Source organism: Stenotrophomonas sp. ASS1 (genome assembly GCF_004346925.1).
Taxonomy (GTDB): Bacteria; Pseudomonadota; Gammaproteobacteria; order Xanthomonadales; family Xanthomonadaceae; genus Stenotrophomonas; species Stenotrophomonas maltophilia_A.
Map to the genome: position 1 here is coordinate 2,356,654 of NZ_CP031167.1, position 20,809 is coordinate 2,377,462.

The following is a 20,809-nucleotide window of genomic DNA, read 5'->3' on the forward strand; positions in this document are numbered from 1 at the left end:
GGACACCAACATGCACACCCTGATGAGGATTACCCCGTTGGCGCTGGCGGCGCTGGCGGGCACCGCCCTTGCCGCACCGCCGACGTCTGACGATGGCGCTGACGTGCAGGCCCTGGCCAACCAGCTGGAACAGCTGAAGGCCAACTACGCACAGGAAGTGCGGCGGTTGCGCGAACTGGACATGCAGGTCCAGGCCATGCAGGCGCGCTTGAGCGGGCGGGTTGGCCCGGTCACAGCCCCACCGGCCGCGCCATTGGCGCAGGCGGCCGCCGCCGCGGTCCCTCCGAGCAGCGAGGGCTACGCCAGTACCGCTGCCGAGGCGCAACAGGCCAAGCAGGAGTCGCGGCGCAGCGTGGACGACGTGAAGCAACAGCAATCGGCCCTGTTCTCCCGCCGCTTCACCATCGAGAACAGCCTCACCTACGCCCGCTACGACCGCAAGCAGCTCACCCTCAACGGCTTCCTCGCGCTGGACGCCATTTTCCTCGGCAATATCGCCATCGAGAACGTGGAGTCCGACTCGCTGACCTACAACGTGGCGGCCCGCTGGGGTGTCAGCCCGAACCTGACGCTCAACCTGGACGTGCCCTACCTGGCCCGGCGCACCGTATACCAGAAGGGCGGCGCCGGCGGAGCAGCGGCCGCCATTGCACAGGAAGAGACCAACGGCAACGGCCTGGGTGATATCGGGCTCAGTGCGAACTACCGGTTGTTCGGCGAACGCGGCTGGCGTCCTGAGACCGTGCTTACCGCCGGCGTCACCGCCCCCACCGGGCGCGCACCCTACGGCCTGGACTGGAAGGTGATCGAGCGCGATGACGACGACTACATCCGCTTCGCCGTGCCGCGCGAGCAACCCACTGGCAATGGCGTATGGCAGGCCAACCTGGGCCTGTCGATGGTGAAGACCGCCGACCCGGCCATCCTGTTTGCCAACATCGGCTACGTGCACTCCATCCCGCGCGGGTTCAACGACATCGACAGTAATCCGGACACGGTGAACCCGGGCGATGTGAAGCTGGGCGGCTCGGTGTACTTCGGCGCAGGCGTGGCCTTCGCATTCAACGAGCGGACCAGCCTGAGCCTGTCCTTCAGTGACCGCATCAGCGCACGCGCTTCCACCCGCTTCCAGGGCGGCAAGTGGATGAAGGTGATCGGCAGTGATGCCAATGCGGCATCACTCAACCTGGGCGTGACCTATGCGTTGAACCAGCACACCACGCTGGTGACGCTGCTCGGCATCGGACTGACCCCGGATGCGCCGGACTTCACGTTGGCGTTCAAGATTCCGTACATGTTGTAGCGCCGGACCGGACCCAAACGCCGCTGCAGCCGCTCATCCACTTCCCGCTTTTCCTGGGCCTCGCCAGGCAGGCGGGATCGTCTACTTGCAGCGACTCACTCAAAAGCGTGGCACGTGTGGACCCTTTGGTGCGGCCTCCCTGCACTCTTTCACAAACAGGCCATGCGTCGTAACGCCGGTTCCTGCCGCGCCCGGCGCATCAAAGATCCTCCCAAGCCTTGCTTCTCTGACCTTGTTGAGGCGCAGGGGGGTGACCTTCACGTCCAGGTAGTTCCACAAGTCGTCGAGACTTGCGATCGGCGATCCGAGCATGCCCGAGTTGAATCCCCCCAGCACGGGGGCACTCCACACCTGGTCGAGCACCGTAGTCCAGGACAGTACGCGCGCGTCAGCCTGCATCAGTTCCTGCAGGTGTTCGACAAGCCCACTCCATGCAGAGGATTCGGCTTCGGTCAGATCGACACTGGCAGCACGCTGGCCAATTTCGTAAAGCAGCCCAGTCACGACGGTCCGCAAGGCGCGTCCTGTCATCTCGCCGCTTCGCAGCTTTGCAATCACCGGCATGATCAAACCCAGGGCAGCCACGGCCCATTTCAGTTGTCCTTCTGCATTGCGATGCTCGGGCGATACACCGAAAAGGAAGCCCGGCACATGCACCGAGCGATACCAGGCGATGCCAGCTTCGTCGGTCTCGACTATGTCGGTCTCACCTCGATGGCAATCCAGCTGCCCCAAGGCGTCGAGGTAACGTACAAATTCAGCAGCGGGTGCGAAGATCACCGGGCCCGGCACGGCTCCAAGCGCCACGGGAGGGGCCAGGGCAGGAGGAGGCGGGGGAAGCGTCAACTGTATCGACTGCAGCTCGTCGAGCGCGTTGAAGTAAGTCAGCGTGCAGGAACGCTCACCAATAGGATGCGTAGAAACAACAGCGCCGGGCCACGTGATGGAAATTCCCGAAAACTTGTTGGCTTGCTCCAGGCCATCCCGTAGTTTCTCAAGGTCGGCCGTGCCGAAGGTGCCCTTCGACTCGAGTGTGGACCACTTGCCCAGTTGGCTGCCGAGGACAAAGTCGGGGTTCATCGTACTTGGTGCTGGCATCAATCCTTGAAGGGAAACCGCCGGGTTATGCAGAATCGAGTAGTGCCAGAAGTGCATGAGGACGTCCCCCATGCCGTTGAACATGAACCACCGCTCCGCCGCCAACCTTGCATAGAGCATTCCCAGCACGAACGCACAGTTGGTTTTTTCCGATGACTCGAGGAACTTTGCAAACTGAGCCTTCTTGATAGAACCGACACCCGGTATCGGAGCAACCACATCAAGAGTGGAATGCACCAGCTGACGACGGCGTGCCAGGTGCGTCGCCAGCGCCAGCCATTCCGCTGGCGACGCATTGATTCTCGCCTTGCCAAGCCCACTCGTTCCGTAGCCACAATCCTCAGCCGCAGCAATTACCCAAGCGTTACTCGGTGGCAGGAGAGGGTCGAGCGCCACGGTGTGGAACTGGGTATTGACGAATTTGCCTGGGCTCAGGCCGAAGTTGACCGCTACCCCGGGCATCAGCACTCGAAAATCAACTTCACTGACCATGAATACTCTTCCTTGAATTGTGGTCGGACGCCACGATCATGCCCGGACCCAGCCCGCAACCGCAACCTGAACACGGACGCTTGCGCAGCCCCAGCCTGTGCCCCCCTTGCTCGTATTCCTACTGCTATATTCAGTCCAGCTCGGCAGGCATGGTGCCTGCCCTCGAATCACAGGGAGTTGGTCATGGGTCTGGTACAGGCGGTGAAGGGTGCGGTTGGCGGTGTGCTGGCCGACCAGTGGAAGGACTTCTACACCGTGCCGGCGGGCCTGCCGTCCACGGCGGCCCTGTTCGCGGCGGTGCCGCAGGGCACCAATGCCGGCCGCGGTTCCAACACCAGCGGCTCGTCCAACATCATCACCAACGGCTCGAAGATCATCGTGCCGGAGGGCTATGGCCTGCTGCTGTTCCAGGACGGCGCGATCACCGCGTTCGTCGCCGAACCGGGCGGCTACGAGTGGCGTTCGGACGATCTGAACTCGCAGTCGATCTTCGCCGGCGACGGCCTGGTCAGCACCTTCATCAAGCAGAGCTGGGAGCGCTTCAAGTTCGGCGGCCAGCCGGGCTCGCAGCAGGCGGCCTACTTCGTCTCGCTGAAGGAGCTGCCGGACAACCGCTTCGGTACCCAGTCGGAAATCTACTGGGACGACGGCTTCCTCAACACCCAGGTCGGTGCGGTCACGCGTGGTTCGTACACGCTGAAGATCGTCGACCCGATCCTGTTCGTGAAGAACTTCGTACCGGCCAGCTACCTGCAGCCGGGACAGGTGTTCGACTTCACCGATCTGGACAACGCCGCGGCCAGTCAGCTGTTCAATGAAGTGGTCGGTTCGCTGGCGCCGGCCTTCAGCCTGTATACGAACGATCCCAGCAAGGGCAACCGCATCACCAAGCTGCAGCAGGACTCGTTGGGCTTCGCGCAGAGCCTGTCGGCCGCCGTCGAACAGGGTTACCAGTGGAAGTCGGACCGTGGCCTGGCCATCGTCAAGACCGCCATCGTCTCGATCGAGTACGACGCCAATACCCGCGAACTGCTGAAGACCGTGCAGCGCGCCGATGCGTTGTCCGGTTCGCGCGGCAATTCCAACCTGCAGGCCAGTGTCGCCCAGGGCATCCAGTCGGCTGGTGAGAACGGCGGCGCGGCGGGCCTGGTCGGCGTCGGCATGGCGTCGGGCATGTTCGGTGTGGGTGGCATGCAGCAGCCGGTCACCCCGGCGGCAGACGATCCGGTCGCCAAGCTGAAGAAGGCCAAGGAAATGCTGGACCTGGGCCTGATCACCCAGAGCGACTATGACGCCCTGAAAGCCAAGGCACTGGGCCTGTAACAGCAGGACGCACAACGAACATGTCCGATCCCCGAAACGGCCCACCGCCGCTGCCCGGATCCGCGCCCGCGACGCCGCCGCCCCTGCCGGCGTCGTCGTTGGATGGGCCCGGTTCGCCGCAGGACGTCCCTCCCCTGCCCGGCAGCTTCCCGCTGGACACCTCGAAGCTGCCGCAGGCCATCCGCGATGAAGTGGAAGCGCCCGATCCCGTGGCCATCGATACCTCGGCCAGCGAGCTGAAGGACGGCCTCAACCGCTGCCCGAAGTGCGGCGCCACCGACATCCGGCCCAAGGCCGGCACCGACATCCTCGTCTGCCTGTACTGCCGTCACGAATGGCATGGCGCGCGGGTCGAGGAGGAATTCGGGCTGGGCGAAGCCATCGACCAGCTGCGCGGCACCGTCATCGCGTCCGGCGCACGCGACATCGATGCCGACACCTCGGCGTTGATGACGTTCAAGTGCACCGGCTGCGGCGCCGAAGTCACGGTCAATACCGAAAGCACGATGACGGCGCGCTGCCACTGGTGCCGCCACGTATTCGGCGTCAACGAACAGATCAGCAATGGCGCGGTACCTGATGCAGTGCTGCCCTTCCATATCAAGAAGGACGACGCGGTCGCGCGCATCCGCCAGTTCGTCGACAAGCGCCGGATGTTCGCGCTGAAAGCGTTCAAGGACCAGTTCACCCCGGAAAACGTGGTGGGCGTGTTCCTGCCCTACATGATCGTCGACAGCAATGTCAGCGCTGCGGTGGCCGGCAAAGGCGAGATCAAGACCCGTGAGTACACGGTCGGCAGCGAGAAGAACAAGCGCACCCTCTACGACGCCGATGTCTACCAGGTCGAACGCCAGGTCGATTTCACCGTCGACGATCTTCCGCTGGAATCCTCGGCCGAGCGCGGCAACCTGGATACCCGCGCCAACACCAACAACATCATCAACACCATCCTGCCGTTCGATACCAAGAACGCGGTGAAATGGAACGCCTCCTACCTGGCCGGCTTCACTTCGGAGAAGCGCAACCTGGATGTGGAAAAGCTGCGGCCGCGGCTGGAAGACCAGCTGCTGTCGATTGCCCGCGCACAGGTGGAAGGCTCGGTGAAGCGCTACAACCGCGGCGTGCGCTGGGAGCAGGAACAGCTGGAGGTGCATGGCACCCGCTGGGTGTCGATGTACCTGCCGGTCTGGCTGTACTCGTACCATCAGCCTGGCAAGAACGGCGGCATGCTGCACTACATCGCGGTGAACGGCCGTACCGGCGAAACCATGGGCAGCGTGCCCGTGCAGCAATGGAAGATGCTGCTGGCGGCCCTTGCCACCGGCACCGTCATTGAAGCCCTCGCAATTGCCTTCCTGGTGGCATCGACATGAGCGACGACAGTGGCCTCTGGCTGTTGGCGGCAGGTCCGGCCGGCGCAACCGCGCTGTACTGGGCGTTGTACCGCTATTACCGCAACACCGACAAATCGCATTCCTTCGAGCACGAGACCGAAATCGAGGCGCAGCCCGTGACCGGTTCGGACCAGCAGGTGGGCCGGGTCACCGGCACCGAGGAAAAGCGCATACGCGGTGACAACGTGTACGAGTACCGGAAACGGGTGGCAAGGGTGAAACCCGACCCGTAGAGCCAGGCCATGCCTGGCTGATCGACAACGCCGCAACGACGACGGTGAACAGCTTCAGCCGGGCAGATGTGTACGCGCCTGCGACTGTGGCCTGCTTCGCAGATCAGCTCTGTTTGCCATGACTATACTACCGCCGCTTCCACCCCGGCCATCGTTGCACCTGCCGGTGGAAGCGGCGGGGCTGGATGTCCCCGTCGGGCCGGCCGCCACGCTGCCGCCGGCCCTGCCAGTGATTTGTAACCCAACGCGGTTCAACCAATCACCAGGGGAAGGCTATGCGCTACACACGTCGTGATTTTCTTGCCACCACCGCCAGCGCTTCATTGGCGTCACTGGTAGCACCCGGGGCCTGGGCCAGCGGCGCCGCACCGGCCGGAAAGGCCGCGCAGGCACGCTACCACCGCTACAACGTCACCAGCCCCGAAGGCCAGCGCATGCTGGCCAGCTATGCACGCGGCATCAAGGCCATGCTGGCATTGCCGGCAGACGATCCACGCAACTGGTTCCGCAACGCCTTCGTGCATCTGATGGACTGCCCGCACGGCAACTGGTGGTTCTATGTCTGGCACCGGGGCTATGTCGGCTACTTCGAACAGACCATCCGTACGCTCAGCGGTGATCCGCAGTTCGCCATGCCCTACTGGGACTGGACCGAGCTGCCACGGATTCCCCCAGCGATGTTCGACGGCGTATTGACGCCCACTGACGGCGCCTATGCGCCGTATACGCGCAACCTGGCGGTCTTCACCCGATTCATGCGCCCGGCGCTGCAGCGCTACTGGGACACGCTGGATGCAGGCCAGCGCGGCCAGCTCAAGTTCCGCGGCTACCTCACTGCAGACGATGTCTGGAACGATGTGACCGGCTACAGCGTCGCGGAAAAGACCGGCATCTCGGGCAATGCAGCCTATGCGATCACCTGCGGCGCCCGCTACCTCTGGCGCGAGAATCCCGGCTTCGATGCAAAGACCGCTTCGGCCGTGTCTCCCGACACCATCCACGCGGGGCTGTCGCCGGTCGAGTTCTACAACGACGATGTCAGCCGCAGCTTCACCAGCTCGCGTACGGCCTCGCACGTGGTACAGCCTGACGGCGCCACGAAATTCTCGGTACTGGAAGGATTCCCGCACAACAAGGTGCACAACTGCATCGGTGGCGTCGGCGCGGTCGATCCCGGCCCCTACGGCAACATGACCAACTTCCTGTCACCACTCGATCCGATCTTCTACCTGCACCACGCCAACATGGACCGCCTGTGGGATGTGTGGAACCAGCTGCAGCAATCCCGCGGCAAGCCGATCATGCCCGTCAATGTCGACCAGCGGCGCCAGTTCATGAACGAACCGTTCCGCTTCTTCGTCGATGCACAAGGCAAGCCCGTTGGCGAGCGTCCGGCCAGCGCGTTCTTCTCCACCACGGCCTTCGACTACGACTACGTCTACGCGCGCCGCAACGACCTGCTGGAGGCGGCCACACTGCCAGCAGCTGCCGGCACGGTGCGGCTGGTGCGCGGCACACGCTCCGATGGCGCCGTCCGCGTGGCTGTCCCCAATGAGGCGGTGCGCGCGCACCTGACCACATCGGGCCCGCGCCAGTTGATTGCCGAAGTGACCCTGGAGCGACCACGCGGTTTGAACAATACGCGCGAGTTCGACGTGCTGATCAACGCACCGGCGGGAACCGCCTCCGTGGCGGCCGACAGTCCGTACTACGCCGGCACTGTATCGTTCTTCGGGCCGACCATGGCCGGGATGGATCACAGCCACCCAACCACGTTCGCGGTGCCGCTGCCGCAGAAGCTGGGGGCCCTGCAGACACTGAATGCCGCCGATAAGGGAACGACCACGCTGGAGATCCGCCTGGTCGCATCGTCCGGCCAGGCACCGCAGACATTCCCGGTGCTCGACGCCGCCATCCTGGTTGCGCCGCTGCGGCCGTGATGATGCACGGCGGGTGCCGCCGCTGTCCGGCACCTGCCTTCAGCCTGGCAGTCCTCAGCCTGCCTGCCCCAGCCGCACCTTCAGCTGCTGGATCTCCTGTTCGCTAACCCCGATCGACTTCAGGTACCCTTCCGCACCACCGTACTGGCTGTGCAGTGCCGCCAGGAACTGTTCCATGTTGTCCGGTGCGGTACCGGACATGCGAGCCATCTTGCGGGCGATCTCGGGATTCTGCTTGACCAGCGCCATGATCTGCGCGTTCATCGCGCTGTCCTTTGGCTGCCCTTCCAGGTAGTGCGCGGAGATCGCGTAGTTGTGCACGATCTCGGCCTTCGGCACGCCGGCCAGATCCAGCAGCAGGCCAGCGATGATGCCGGTGCGGTCCTTGCCGGCCGTGCAATGGAACAGCACGGCACCGTCCTGCTGCGCGGCGATGCGCTGGAACACCTGCTTGAACTGCGGCTGGCTGTGGCCCAGCCACTGCACATAGGCTTCGCCCAGCGAATCCGGGAAACTGGTCATCATCTTCTGCAGGTCCATCTTCTCGGTGCCCATCAGCGAAATGCGCTGGTAAGCAAAGCGATCATCCCTGGCCAGCAGGTCCGGCGACTGCGCCTCTTCATCGGCAGTACGCAGGTCGATATCCAGCTTCACGCCGGCCGCGGCCAGGGCATCACGGTCGGCATCGGTGAGGCGGCCGAGGTCTGCGGTGCGCACGAACGCATCGGCCGGAATCGGACCGTGGCGGCCCTGCAGGCCGGCGAAGGTACGCACGTTCCAGGCGCCCTGCAGCGGGATCACGCGCTGCGCATCGGCAGCGACGGGCTTCACGTTCGCAACGGCCGTCGGCTTCGCGGCGGCGACCTGCGGCGCATCAGCGGCAGCAGCCGTCGCAGCCATCGGCAGGCTGAGCATCAGGGCCAGGACAAGTTCGGTAGAGCGGTGCTTCATGGAATTCTCCGTTCGAATCAGAAGTTGACGGCCATTTCCAGGCCGAAGGTACGCGGGTCGTTGAAGATGCCGCTCTGGCCCAGCGCCGCGCTGTTGATCTTGTAGAACAGGTGCTGCTCATCGAGCAGGTTGCGTGCCCACAACGAGAACGACATGGTGGTGCCAGTGCTGTTGACCGGCACATCCACCAGCGCCACCCGTGCGTTCACCACGAACGAGCTGTCGGTCAGCATCTGGTCGTACTCGCTGGTGTAGTAGCCATCGGACCAGTTGCCGTCCACATGGAACTTCAGTGCCGAGAAGTTCGCGAACGGCACCAGGTAGTCGACCGACAGGCTGCCGGCGTTCTTCGGCGCCAGCAGCGGCTGGACCGTTACCTGCACGCCTGCACCGAACGGGTCCGTCGCGGTCTGCGCGTCGATCTTCGTATAGGCGTAGTTGAGGCCGAGGGTGAGGTTGTCCACCGGCATCACGTTGAACTCCAGTTCCGCGCCGCGCGACCTGCCATCGCTCAATGCATTGGTGGTGACCATGGTGGTGCGGGTCTCGCCACTGTTCGGGTCGAACGGCAGCGAGAAGTCCATCTGCTTGTGCGCGATGGTCGAATCGAACACGGCCAGGTTCAGGCGCGCGCGGTTGTCCCAGAACTGCGACTTGAAGCCGAGCTCGTAGGCCGTCACTTCTTCCGGCCCGAACGCGGTGTAGTTGGTCGAGCGCGAGTTGGCACCGCCGGCCTTGAAGCCGGTGCTGTACTTGGCATAGACCATCGTGTGCTCGCCGAGGTCGTAGGCGATGTTGACCATCGGGTCGAAGCGGCTCCAGCGGTCCTTGAACGCAAGGTTGGTCGCCGCACCATTGACGATGTACAGGCTGCCCTTCTTGTCATCGCGGGTATAGCGGCCGCCGGCGGTCAGGTGCAGGCGCTGCAGTGCCTCCGGGGTCCACGTGGCCTGGCCGAACACGCCCAGGCTGTCGGTCCAGGCCTTGCTGGCGCGGTCGATGCGTACCCGCGAGAGATCCAGCGGGTTGGTCGCCGGATTCACGGTGTAGCTGTTGCCACCCGCCCCCCAGACCAGCATGTTCGGGGTCTGCGCATTGTCACCGGCAGTCTCGTGGTAGTAGAACGCACCGCCCAGGAACTGCACCTGCGAGGTGTTGCCGATCAGCTGGAACTCCTGGCTGTACTGGTGCTGGTAGACCTGCGCCAGGCTGTAACGACCGAACGGCGTCCCTGCGCCACCATAGGCGGAAATCGCATCGACCAGGCCCATGTCGAACTGGCCCTGGGTCAGTTCGCGGTAGGAACTGATCGACTTCAGCTCAAGGTTGTCATTCAACACCCACGACAGGTTCAACAGATGGCCACTGGTGCGGCCGATGTTGTCTTCCTGAGGCCCGCCCAGGATGGCGCTGTCGCGGCGATCCTGGCTGGCGCCGGCCTTCTGCAGGGGGCTGAGGTAGGCGGCTGGCACCAGCACCTGGGTGTGATATGGCGTGGTGGCATCATAGGAGCGATCGAACGCGTACAACAAAGAGAAGTCATCGCTCGGCTGCCACAGCGCACTCAGGCGGGCGCCGCGCTTGTCGTAACTGTTGAAGTCACGCTCGCCGCGCATCGGATTGTCGGTGGTGCCGCCACGCTTGGCCTGCACGGCGTCGATCTTGAAGCTGACATCGCCCACCTTGGGCAGATCCAGGTGCAGCGCACTGTTGTAGCCGCTGAAGTTGGACACGCCGACGCTGACGTTGCCGCCAAACTCGCCGGTCGGCGCCTTGGTGACGATGCTCACTGCACCGCCTTCGGTGTTGCGGCCGAACAGCGTGCCCTGCGGCCCCTTCAGCAATTCGATGCGCTCCACGTCGTAGAGCATGCTGCCCAGCCCCTGCGCACGGCCCATGAACACCCCGTCGACGTAGATGCCGACGCCGGCATCGCGGGCCGGTTGGTTGGCGTCGCCGGAGGCACCGATGCCACGGATGCCGATGTTCAGCGCGGAACTGCGGGTAGCGAACGGCGTGACCCGCAGTGATGGGATGGAGCCATCGGACAAGCTGCCCAGCGAAATCGCGCTGCGGTCCTTCAGCGCTTCGGCATCGACCACCGATACCGAGATCGGGGTCTCCTGCAGGTTGGTGGCGCGTTTCTGCGCAGTCACCATCACCTGGTCAAGGGCGACCACGGTGCGCGCGGCATCGGCGGATGCCTCGGCGTCGGCGCTGGGACGGTCTTCGGCATGGGCCAGCGCCGGCAGTGCGGCGGCAATGGCGAGGGTGAGCAGCGGGCGGTGCAGCAGGGCGTGGCGCATCGGACTCATTCGCGGAAGGAGAAGGCCGGCGCAGTCTGGGAGGCGGGAATTACAAATGAATGACCGTTCATTCACACCTTTTGTGACGTACTATCCCGCCTCTGGACGCCCCGACTTCACGCAATGACGCCGAAAACCGCCGTAGCCGTACCCGCTGACGCCCCTGCCGCCGCCCATGCCGAAGCCCAGCGCCGGCGCATCCTCGACGCCGCACAGAGGTGCTTCATCACCCGCGGTTTCCATGCCGGCTCCATCGGCGATATCGCCGCCGAGGCCGAGATCAGCCAGGGGCTGATGTACCGCTATTTCGCCAACAAGCGCGCCCTGATCCTGGCCCTGATCGAACGCCAGCTGCGTCACGACCAGGCCTCGATCAGCGAGATGCCGGCGGCCTCGGATCTGGTCGATGGCCTGCTCGCGTGCTACCAGCAATGGGCACGCGGCGAGGTGCTGCCGATCCACGGCAATGCCATTGCCAGCGTGGCGCTGTATGCGGAAATCAACGCCGAGGCACACCGCGACCCCGTGCTGGCCGAGGTGCTGCGTACCCATGACAAGCAGACCAGCGCCGCGATCCATGCCTGGCTGCGCCAGCGTGACGTCAATCTGGGCCGCGCCGTGGACGAAGAGCGGATTGCCAGCCGAACCCTGCTGCTGCGACTGCTGGTGGAAGGTCTGGCGATGCGCGCCGTGCGCGATCCCGACCTGCCTGCGGCACGGGTTCGCGTCCTGCTGGCCGATGCCATTGGGCGGGTGATGGCGGATTGAGCGGCAGTGCCGGCCGCTGGCCGGCACCCGGGGCCGAAACGACGGTATCAGATGAAGAAACGGGCCGGCAGAGCCTTATGCACGGCCTTCGTGCGCTCGCCGAAGTACCAGGTCGCCAGCGCAAGGAACCCGATGACGATCAGCAGCCCGCATCCAGGGCGTCCCCAGCTTGCGATCGGGGCTGCGCTTGCCGCTACGAAAAGCTTGCCACCCGCAGCGAGCAGGAGGGTGTTGGAGATCCGCGCGACGCTGGCGCAGAGCAACAGACTGAGGAGGTCGTACCAGGGAAATTTGCGATTCATCGAAGTCTCTTCAGGTTACGGAGAATAGTCAACGTCGCTTCGAACACGGTTGGCTACGAGGACTGACCCCAGCGTAGGGCCTGGCGTCTGCATTCCTGCCCCCTAACCGGCTTGATCGCAGCGGCAGTTGGGCGCCTGCCGGGCCCCGGAACATCGGACACCTGCACATCCCGGGGACATGCCCGTCCGGAAGATCGGGCATCCACCTGCCCTCCCCCTTGCCTTGATGTCTGCCCCCACCGGTTCCCGTCTGGTCATCTACGCCGCCCTCGCGGGCAACCTGGCCATTGCCATCGCAAAGTTCATTGCTGCCGGCATCTCCGGCAGCTCGGCCATGCTCAGTGAGGGCGTGCATTCGCTGGTCGACACGTTGAATGAACTCCTGCTGCTGTACGGCCTGCGCCGCGCCGGCAAGGCGCCAGACCCCGTGCATCCGTTCGGCTACGGCCGCGAGCTGTACTTCTGGAGCTTCATCGTCGCCCTGCTGGTGTTCGCCGCCGGCGCCGGTGTTTCGGCCTACGAGGGCATCCAGCACATCCGCCGGCCGGAGCCGGCCACCAACCACGCGTTGAGCTACAGCGTGCTGGGCATCTCCATCCTGTTTGAGGGGGCGTCATGGTGGGTCGCGTTACGGGAGTTCCGGCGTACCAAGGGCAAACTGGGCTACTTCGAAGCCTTCCGTCGCAGCAAGGACCCGTCCACCTTCACCGTGCTGCTGGAGGATAGCGCGGCCCTGCTGGGCCTGGGTTTCGCACTGATCGGGCTCGTGGCTGCCCAGATGCTGGACATGCCGGTGCTTGATGGTGTGGCGTCGCTGTGCATCGCCGGCGTGCTTGCCGCCACCGCCTTTCTTCTTGCACGCGAAACCAAGGGACTGCTGGTGGGTGAGCCAGCCCATCCGGCGGTGGCCGAGCGGATCATGGCCGTGGCGGAAACCGACCCGGACCTGCGCCGCGCAAATGGCGTGACCACCATGCAGATGGGCCCCGAACAGGTCGTGGCCATGCTCAGCGCCGAGTTCGAGGATGACCGGAAGACACCGCAGATCGAGGCGTGCATCACCCGCATCGAATCAGCCGTGAAGCGTGAGTATCCGGAACTGGTGGCACTGTTCATCAAGCCGCAGACACCCGAGGTCTATGCCTCCCGCCGCGCCGCACTGGCCGTTCCGCCTGCGCAGGAATGACACTGCGTCTGCGCCCGTTTCACCTGTTTGGTGCCACAGTGCCATCACCGTTTACCCGAGCCTGCCTCTACCGTGCCGGATTGGTTGCCCGCCGCTCTTCAGATCCTCCCCCGCAGCTTCTACCGGCGCCCGCCCGTCGAGGTTGCGCCCGAGCTGCTCAACAAACTCCTGGTCCGTGACGATAGCCGGGCCGGTCGCATCGTTGAAGTCGAAGCCTACGCGGGCAGTGTCGATCCGGCCGCACACTCCTATCGCGGGCAGACCCCGCGCACGGCCAGCATGTTCGGCGAGGCCGGCCACCTGTATGTCTACTTCACTTACGGCATGCACTGGGGCAGCAACGTTGTCTGCGGCGAAGTGGGTGAAGGCGTGGCGGTGCTGCTGCGGGCCATCGAGCCGCTGGCGGGCCTGGAGCGCATGCGCGAACTGCGCCCCGCCGCGCGCCGCGACCACGATCTGGCCAGCGGGCCCGGCAAGCTCTCGCAGGCCTTCGGGCTGGACCGCAGCTTCGACGGCGCTGATCTGGTGACCGGCAACCACGGCATTGTCATCGCCAGCGATGGCGTGCCGCCGCCGGAGGATCCAGTGGTTGGGCCCCGCATCGGCATCACCCGCGCTGTTGATTTCCCCTGGCGTTGGCACATCCGTGATCACCGTCACGTATCGATCCAGCCACGTCGCGCTTCCGCCCCAGCGAGGAAACGATGATGACCCCGCTCGACAAACCATTGCGCCGCGAACTGCACATCGACGGCCAACCCTACACTCTCACCGTGGCCCCTGAGGGCCTCAAGCTGGTTGAGAAGGGGCGGCGCAAAGGCATCACACTGCGCTGGCAGGACCTGGTATCCGGAGACGCCGCTCTGGCCACCGCCTTGCAGGCATCGCTGCAACAGCACTGAGCCGGCGCGCCCACCTCACATCCGCATCACCCCGCCGTGGCGATACATAACGGCGCGTGCACTAGCTTAGCGCCAGACAGCCGCCGCAACCGCCCTCGCCACCCAGCCCTGAAAAGCGCCATGGACGAAGCCGAACGACTGCTCGAAATCGAACGACTGCACCTCTTGGATACGCCCCCGGAGCCGGTGTTCGATGCCATCGTCGCCGCCGCCCGCGCCGCGACCGGTATGTCCATGGCGTTGATCTCGGTGGTGGCCGACGAGCGCCAGTGGTTCAAGGCCAACATCGGGCTGGAAGGCGTCAGCGAAACCGCACGCGAGATTTCCTTCTGCACGCATGCCATCCAGCAGGACGCGCTGTTCGAGATTCCGGACGCGCGCCAGGACCCGCGATTCGCCACCAATCCGCTGGTCACCGGTGGCCCGCGCATCCGTCACTACGCGGGCATCTCGCTGGGCTCGGCGCATGGCGCGCGCATAGGAACGCTGTGCCTGCTCGACCCGAAGCCGGGCGTTCTGTCTCCCTCGCAGCGCGAATTGATGGTGCATCTGGCCCGGGTCACCACCCAGGTGCTGGAGCAGCGCAGCACGCTGATGGCCCAGGTCGGCCAGGCCAAGGCCCTGCATCGTGAGCTGAAGCGCAGCGAGGACTTCCTGGAGCGCACCAACCGCGCGGCCCGGGTGGGGGGCTGGGAAATGGACCTGGTCAGCAACGAGGTCCGCTGGACCCGCGAAACCAAGCAGATCCACGGCGTGCGCAGCAACTTCGAACCGACGCTCGAAACTGCGCTCTCGTTCTATCGCGAGGACAGCCGAAACATCATCCGCACGGCGGTGCAGCGTTGCATTGATGAAGGCACGTCGTGGGAGGTGCAGCTGCCGATGACCACCGCCGACGGACGAGCCATCTGGACCCGCGTGGTTGGAGGCCGGCAGCAGGTCGATGGCCGGCCGCGGCTGGTCGGGGCCATACAGGACATCACCGAGGAGCGCGCCGCGCTGGATGCACTGGAAGCAAGCGAAACCCGCTACCGGCGGTTGTTCCACTACAGCCTTGGCCTGATCTGCACCCACACGCTGGAGGGCGTGCTGACCTCGGTGAACCCAGCGGCCGTGCAGTCACTGGGCTTCGATGAGAGCTACATGATCGGGCGCAGCTTGTGCGACCTGATGCCGCCGGAGAAGCGGGCCGCGTTCAAGGCGTATCTGGAACGCATCGCAGTCAACCACACCGATGCCGGCGTCATCGAGCTGATCGCCGCCGATGGTACCCGGCATTTCTGGGCGTATCACAACGTGCTCGACAACGAGGCCACCCCACCCTACGTGCTCGGCCATGCGCAGGACGTCACCGCACTGCGGATGCAGGAACAGCAGTTGCGCGAGATGTCCTTCAAGGATCCCCTCACCCAGAGCTACAACCGCCGCTTCCTGCCCCGCCTGGACGAACTGATCGACCAGCCTTGGGCCTGCCTGATGTTCGATCTGGATCATTTCAAGCAGATCAACGACACCCAGGGCCATGCACGGGGTGACACGGTGCTGGTCGAGTTCGCCGCCTTCCTGCGCGCTCCACTGGGGTCAATGGAAAGCGTAGTGCGTATGGGTGGCGACGAGTTCATGGTGGTGCTGACTGCACCGGAACCGGGACGGCTGGCCGCGCTGGAGCAGTGGTATGCGCAGCATGCCGGGCAGTCACCCACGCCCTTCTCGCTGGGCGCGACCCATCATGCACCCGGCGAGACGGTGGCCGACACCCTGCAGCGCGCCGACAGCCGTCTGTATCGCGAGCGTGCACGCGTGCGCACGCATCCGCGCCCCTCATCCTGAGGCTGCACCTGTGGAGCCAAAGGCAACGGCTCCTGCCGTTGCCTTCGGCTCCACAAATGCCCGCACCGGGCCTGCGCCTACTCCGCTGCCAGCGCTTGGATCGGATCCAGTTGTGCCGCGCTGCGCGCCGGGAAGTAGCCGAAGCCAAGCCCGATCGCAGACGAGCACGCCAGCGCGGCAAGCACCGGGCCCGCCGTGAACAGGAACGGCACACCCAGCGACAGCAGGCTGGACAGCGCACCCACGCCGAACGCGAACAGCACCCCCAGCACGCCACCGAACAGGCAGATCAGCACGGCCTCGATCAGGAACTGGCGCAGGATGTCGCCCTGCCGCGCCCCCACCGCCAGCCGCACGCCGATCTCGCGCACGCGCTCCTTCACCGACACCAGCATGATGTTCATCACCCCCACCCCGCCGACCACCAGCGCCACTGCTGCGATGGCCGAAACCAACGCTGCCATGGTCTGGCTGGACTTCATCACCGCCTTGCGGATCTGATCGGCGTTGTAGATGAAGAAGTCACGACGGCCATGCAACCGCTCCAGCTCGGCCCCCAGTGAGGCCTCGGCTGCGTTGGTGGGCACGTCGTCGCGTACACGCACCGTGATGCTCTCCAGGCGCTCGCTGCCCAGCAGCCGCGAGGCCGCCGAGGTGTACGGCACGTAGACCGTCGGGGTTGCACCGCCAGCGAACGCATTGGCCCCGACCACACCGATCACCTCCACCGGCATGCCGCCCAGCAGCACCGTGCTGCCGATCGGGCTGCCGCTGAACAGCGCTTTGGCGGCCTTCTGGTCGACCACACCCACTGCGCGATGCGCATCCACTTCGGCGTCGGTGAAGAAGCGGCCGGCCTTCAGCCGCAGCCCACGCACGCGCGGCATGTCGGCCCCCACGCCCAGCACCTGGGTGTTGGCACGCCGGTTGCCTTGCAGCGCTGCCACCGATCCGCTCAGGTTCGGGCTTACGCTGTCCACGTAACTCAACGCCGCAAGATGGTCCGCATCGCCCACCACCAGCGTCTCGATCTCCGCCGAGCGCGGGTCACCGAAATCCGAGCCCGGGAAGATCTCCAGCGTACTGGCGCCCAGTTCGTTGATCTGTGATTCAACCTGCGCCTGTGCACCCTTGCCCAGCGCAACCACGGTCACCACGGCCGCTACGCCGATGATGATCCCGAGCATGGTCAACAGCGTGCGCAGGCGATGGGCCAGCATCGAGCGCACGGCCATGCGCGCGGCTTCGCGAATCGCATCCATGCGTGCGCGGCGCTCGGTGACCGGCGACACGCCGCGTTCGGTCCCAGGTGTTTCAGCCACAGCACGCGATCCCCGCTCGCCGCGGTCGGTCACCACCCGGCCGTCGGCGATCTCGATCACCCGCGCCGCGTTGGCGGCAATCGCCGCATCGTGTGTCACCAGGATCACCGTGTGGCCCTGTGCATGCAGGCGCTTCAGCTCGGCCATCACCTGCTGGCCACTGGCGTGATCGAGCGCGCCGGTGGGTTCATCGGCCAGCACGATCGCGCCGCCGTTCATCAGCGAACGGGCAATGGACACGCGCTGCTGCTGGCCGCCGGACAGCTGGCTCGGCCGGTTCGCCATGCGTTCGCCCAGCCCCAGCGTTTCCAGCAGCGTGCGTGCACGGGCAGTGCGCACGTCCGCCTCCACGCCGGCATAGACTGCCGGCAGCGCCACGTTCTCGGTGGCGCTCAGGTTCTCCATCAGGTTGTAGCGCTGGAAGATGAAGCCGAAATGCTCGCGGCGCAGGCGTGCCAGCGCGTCCGGCGCCATCTGCTCGGTGGCCTCGCCGTTCACCCGATAGCTGCCCTCGGTCGGCCGGTCCAGGCAGCCAAGGATGTTCATCAGCGTGGACTTGCCCGAGCCCGAGGGGCCGATGATGGCGATGAACTCGCCGGCATCGATGCGCAGCGAAACGTCCTTCAGCACCACCACCTCGCCGGCGGCCGAGCGATAGGCGCGCGATACGCCATGCAGTTCCAGAAGTGCGTCGGCCATGCTCACATCCCCAGCAGGCTGGTCGGTTCGGATTCGCCGCCGCTGGGCGCCTGGCCGACCACCACGTTCTCGCCCTCGCGCAGGCCGGACAGGATCTGCACGGCGGTGGCGGTGCGCAGGCCGGTCGTCACCGCACGTTCCTGGGGGCGGCCCTTGGCATCGACCACGCGCACGGTTCCACGGCTGCCGTCCTTGCCATCCGAATCGGCCAGCGCCGTCAGAGGCACCTGCAGCGCGTTGGCGACCCGCGCCAGCTGCAGGGTCACTTTCACCGTCATCGAGGGCTTCAGCTTCAGGCCGGGATTGGCCACGTCGAACAGGCCGGCGTAGTACACCGCCTTCGGCGTCTGCGCAGAGCCACCCGCATTGCCGGAGGCGACGTCGGCAATCGAGGACGGCGCCGGTTCCAGCTGCTGCAGGTGGGATTCATAGCGGCGGCCGCTCGGCCCCAATGTCGAGAACCACAGCGGTTGTCCCGGTGCCACCAGCTCGACATCAGCCTCGGCGATCTCGGCGCGCACGGTCATCGTATCCATCTGCGCCAGCATTACGATGGTCGGCGTGGTCTGCATCGAATTCAACGTCTGCCCGGCCTTGGTGACGATGGCCACGATGTAGCCATCGCTGGGCGACACGATGCGGGTATAGCCCAGGTTGATCCGTGCGGTTTCGACCTGGGTCACGGCCTGGTCGATCTGCGCCTGCAGCGCGGCCACCTCTGAGCGTGCCGCATCGCGCGCCACGCGTGCGGCTTCGAAACCTTCCTGTGACACCAGGCGCGACGCCACCAGCTGCGACTGCCGCTGGTAAGCACGACTGGCCTGCGCATAGCGGGCCTGGCTGGCGGCATGCTGGGCGCGCAGCGTGTTGGTGGCCGCCTCGGCACTGCGCAGCGCGATACGCTGCGGCTGCGAATCGACCTCGGCGATCAGGTCACCGGCCTGTACGCGCTGGCCCAGCACCACATGCAGGCGCTTGACCTGGCCGGACACCTGCGCACCCACCGCCACCAGCTCCTTGGGATGAACCCGGCCGACCGCCTGTACGGTCTTCTCCAGATCCGCCACCCTTGCCGGTGCGGTGATCAGCGCGGCATCATCGCCGCCGGCAAACGCCCACCATCCAGCGCCGGCGGCCAATGTGGCCACCGTAGCGGCAATGATCCAGGTCCTGCGGTTGCTCATCGAAACGCCCGGCTGCGTGCAGTCGCCCAGTGCGACCGCCGAAACCGCAGTCTGGAAGCCGCGGATGGACGTTGTTTGGAGCCACTGTGGAGATTGCATGGAGGCGCGGCAGCCGTTCAGGCACCAGCCCCGCGCCTGAATGCTGCGGCCTGCGTCCACGCAATCTCGACACAATCTCGACCGAGTCTCCATCAACGGTCGCTAGCCTCGTCGGCCTCGCCGACTGCCCGCCTGCCGTGTCCCTTTCCCATCCAGACCTGCCACCCATCGATGTGCGCCGTGCCTACCTGGCGTGGTGTGCGCCTTCGCCGTGGTTGATCGCCGTCGTGTTGGCATCGACCACCAGCTGGATGCTGGCCGCGCCGGATCCGTTACCCCCGCTGCTGGCGGGCTTCGGGGCGGCCGCCCTGGTGGGGTTCCGCAGCGATGGGCCCGGTGGCACTGGCCGTTCCGGCGCACTCGCGTCGCTGGCGCTGATTGGTCTGGCGGTCTGGGCGGCAACGCACCCGGTCGCCGACGCCACCCTGCATCTGCTGCTCGCCCTAGCCACTCTCGTGGTCGTCGCCCTGCTGGCACTGCGCCTGCGCGCCATCCTGGGCATGGCCTTGCGGCTGCAGGCCCGGGTAGATACCACTCCCATGGCATCGCGCTGGAGCAAGCTGCCGGCGGCGGTGTCCACCCTGATGCTGCAGCAGCTGCGCGGCGCAGGTGCAGTGGAACCGAGTCTGCGGCGCACGCTGGTGCTGGCCACCCTGGCCTGGGCTGCCAACGAAGAGGCGCAGGACATGCAGTGCCGACGATGACCCTGCCCCAGATCCCGCCCTTGCCCACCCTTGCCCCGAACCCGCAGCACGCAATGAAACACGATCTCCGTACCCGACAGGCACCCTTGGTGCTGATTGCCGAAGATGAGGGCGAAATCGCCGACATCCTCAGTGCCTACCTGGCCCGTTCCGGCCTGCGCAGCGCCCGCGCCGCCGACGGTGAGGCGGCACTCGCCAGCCACCGCCAACTGCGTCCGGACCTGGTGCTGCTGGATGTGCAGATGCCAAAACTGGATGGCTGGCAGGTGCTGAGCGAACTGCGACGGATCGGCAACACCCCGGTCATCATGCTCACTGCGCTCGACCAGGACGTGGACAAGCTGACCGGCCTGCGCGTGGGCGCCGACGACTACGTGGCCAAGCCGTTCAATCCGGCCGAGATCGTCGCCCGCATCCAGGCCGTGCTGCGCCGGAGTTCCCGGCCCCTGGTCGAAGCGCCCAACGGGTTGATCCGCCAAGGGCCCTTCGAGATCGACCTGCGCAGCCACGAGGTGACCGTGCGCCATGGCGAGCAGGTGCACGAGCTGAACTTCACCCTCACCGAGTTCCGGCTGCTGGTGCATATGGCACGCGCGCCGCGGCAGGTGCATGCGCGGGTGGATCTGCTGCATGCCTGCCTGCCCGAAGGCGATGCGCAGGAACGCACCGTCGACAGCCATGTCAGCAAACTGCGGCGCAAGCTGGAGGATGTCGGCGTAATCGGCATTCCCGCCACCATTCGCGGCGTCGGCTACCGCTTCCTGGACTGAATG

18 protein-coding genes are annotated in these 20,809 nt (G+C 65.5%); 12 read left to right on the forward strand and 6 right to left on the reverse strand.

What is annotated here, in order from left to right:
• Positions 1 to 10 precede the first annotated feature (10 nt).
• Positions 11 to 1,303 carry a transporter gene (locus tag MG068_RS11070; protein WP_032127219.1) on the forward strand — a complete coding sequence of 431 codons (1,293 nt, stop codon included), beginning with the start codon at positions 11 to 13 and terminating at the stop codon, positions 1,301 to 1,303.
• Positions 1,304 to 1,402: 99 nt separating this feature from the next.
• Here MG068_RS11070 and MG068_RS11075 read toward each other — a convergent pair whose 3' ends face one another.
• A complete protein-coding gene (locus MG068_RS11075) occupies positions 1,403 to 2,893 on the reverse strand; it encodes a hypothetical protein (protein ID WP_132810183.1) in 1,491 nt (496 codons plus the stop codon).
• 183 nt (positions 2,894 to 3,076) lie between these two features.
• Here MG068_RS11075 and MG068_RS11080 point away from each other — a divergent pair, with 183 nt between their 5' ends.
• The 4 genes from MG068_RS11080 to MG068_RS11095 all read left to right on the forward strand — a co-directional run bounded on the left by MG068_RS11080 (position 3,077) and on the right by MG068_RS11095 (position 7,783).
• On the forward strand, positions 3,077 to 4,216 hold the full coding sequence (locus MG068_RS11080) for an SPFH domain-containing protein (RefSeq protein ID WP_049401484.1): 1,140 nt from the start codon (positions 3,077 to 3,079) through the stop codon (positions 4,214 to 4,216).
• A 20-nt stretch (positions 4,217 to 4,236) separates the two neighbouring features.
• Positions 4,237 to 5,589: a TFIIB-type zinc ribbon-containing protein gene (locus tag MG068_RS11085; RefSeq protein ID WP_132810184.1), complete on the forward strand. Its 1,353-nt coding sequence runs from the start codon at positions 4,237 to 4,239 to the stop codon at positions 5,587 to 5,589.
• A complete protein-coding gene (locus tag MG068_RS11090) occupies positions 5,586 to 5,843 on the forward strand; it encodes a hypothetical protein (protein WP_071228322.1) in 258 nt (85 codons plus the stop codon). Before MG068_RS11085 ends, MG068_RS11090 begins: the two co-directional genes overlap by 4 nt.
• 275 nt (positions 5,844 to 6,118) lie before the next feature.
• Complete coding sequence (locus tag MG068_RS11095) at positions 6,119 to 7,783, forward strand: tyrosinase family protein (RefSeq protein WP_132810185.1); 1,665 nt, start codon at positions 6,119 to 6,121, stop codon at positions 7,781 to 7,783.
• Between the two features lie 54 nt (positions 7,784 to 7,837).
• Here the strand turns inward: MG068_RS11095 and MG068_RS11100 are convergent, their stop codons facing one another.
• Positions 7,838 to 8,734, reverse strand: a complete 897-nt coding sequence (locus MG068_RS11100) for a tyrosine-protein phosphatase (protein ID WP_132810186.1) — start codon at positions 8,732 to 8,734, stop codon at positions 7,838 to 7,840.
• A 17-nt stretch (positions 8,735 to 8,751) separates the two neighbouring features.
• A complete protein-coding gene (locus MG068_RS11105) occupies positions 8,752 to 11,040 on the reverse strand; it encodes a TonB-dependent receptor (RefSeq protein ID WP_206138645.1) in 2,289 nt (762 codons plus the stop codon).
• A gap of 123 nt (positions 11,041 to 11,163) precedes the next feature.
• On the opposite strand from MG068_RS11105, the gene MG068_RS11110 reads away from it, so the two are divergent.
• The gene (locus MG068_RS11110) at positions 11,164 to 11,808 is read left to right on the forward strand and encodes a TetR/AcrR family transcriptional regulator (protein WP_132810188.1); all 645 of its coding nucleotides are present in this window, start codon (positions 11,164 to 11,166) and stop codon (positions 11,806 to 11,808) included.
• Between the two features lie 47 nt (positions 11,809 to 11,855).
• On the opposite strand, the gene MG068_RS11115 is transcribed toward MG068_RS11110, so the two are convergent.
• Positions 11,856 to 12,110, reverse strand: a complete 255-nt coding sequence (locus MG068_RS11115; RefSeq protein WP_132810189.1) for a hypothetical protein — start codon at positions 12,108 to 12,110, stop codon at positions 11,856 to 11,858.
• Between the two features lie 226 nt (positions 12,111 to 12,336).
• On the opposite strand from MG068_RS11115, the gene MG068_RS11120 reads away from it, so the two are divergent.
• From MG068_RS11120 to MG068_RS11135, 4 genes are all read left to right on the forward strand, one after another.
• On the forward strand, positions 12,337 to 13,296 hold the full coding sequence (locus MG068_RS11120) for a cation diffusion facilitator family transporter (protein WP_132810190.1): 960 nt from the start codon (positions 12,337 to 12,339) through the stop codon (positions 13,294 to 13,296).
• Between the two features lie 72 nt (positions 13,297 to 13,368).
• Positions 13,369 to 14,004: a DNA-3-methyladenine glycosylase gene (locus MG068_RS11125; protein WP_132810191.1), complete on the forward strand. Its 636-nt coding sequence runs from the start codon at positions 13,369 to 13,371 to the stop codon at positions 14,002 to 14,004.
• Positions 14,004 to 14,198 carry a hypothetical protein gene (locus MG068_RS11130; RefSeq protein WP_005413550.1) on the forward strand — a complete coding sequence of 65 codons (195 nt, stop codon included), beginning with the start codon at positions 14,004 to 14,006 and terminating at the stop codon, positions 14,196 to 14,198. Before MG068_RS11125 ends, MG068_RS11130 begins: the two co-directional genes overlap by 1 nt.
• Positions 14,199 to 14,318: 120 nt before the next feature.
• Entirely contained in the window at positions 14,319 to 16,028 is a 1,710-nt protein-coding gene (locus tag MG068_RS11135) for a sensor domain-containing diguanylate cyclase (RefSeq protein WP_132810192.1), read from the forward strand.
• A 77-nt stretch (positions 16,029 to 16,105) separates the two neighbouring features.
• Here the strand turns inward: MG068_RS11135 and MG068_RS11140 are convergent, their stop codons facing one another.
• Both MG068_RS11140 and MG068_RS11145 read right to left on the reverse strand, forming a co-directional pair.
• Positions 16,106 to 18,049: a MacB family efflux pump subunit gene (locus MG068_RS11140; RefSeq protein WP_132810193.1), complete on the reverse strand. Its 1,944-nt coding sequence runs from the start codon at positions 18,047 to 18,049 to the stop codon at positions 16,106 to 16,108.
• A gap of 2 nt (positions 18,050 to 18,051) precedes the next feature.
• Positions 18,052 to 19,233 (reverse strand): efflux RND transporter periplasmic adaptor subunit, encoded by a 1,182-nt coding sequence (locus MG068_RS11145; protein ID WP_132810194.1) that lies wholly within the window; start codon positions 19,231 to 19,233, stop codon positions 18,052 to 18,054.
• A gap of 236 nt (positions 19,234 to 19,469) precedes the next feature.
• Between MG068_RS11145 and MG068_RS11150 the strand changes: the two genes are divergently transcribed.
• Both MG068_RS11150 and MG068_RS11155 read left to right on the forward strand, forming a co-directional pair.
• Positions 19,470 to 20,036, forward strand: a complete 567-nt coding sequence (locus MG068_RS11150) for a hypothetical protein (RefSeq protein ID WP_240792067.1) — start codon at positions 19,470 to 19,472, stop codon at positions 20,034 to 20,036.
• Between the two features lie 53 nt (positions 20,037 to 20,089).
• Complete coding sequence (locus MG068_RS11155; protein WP_132810195.1) at positions 20,090 to 20,806, forward strand: response regulator; 717 nt, start codon at positions 20,090 to 20,092, stop codon at positions 20,804 to 20,806.
• Positions 20,807 to 20,809 lie beyond the last annotated feature (3 nt).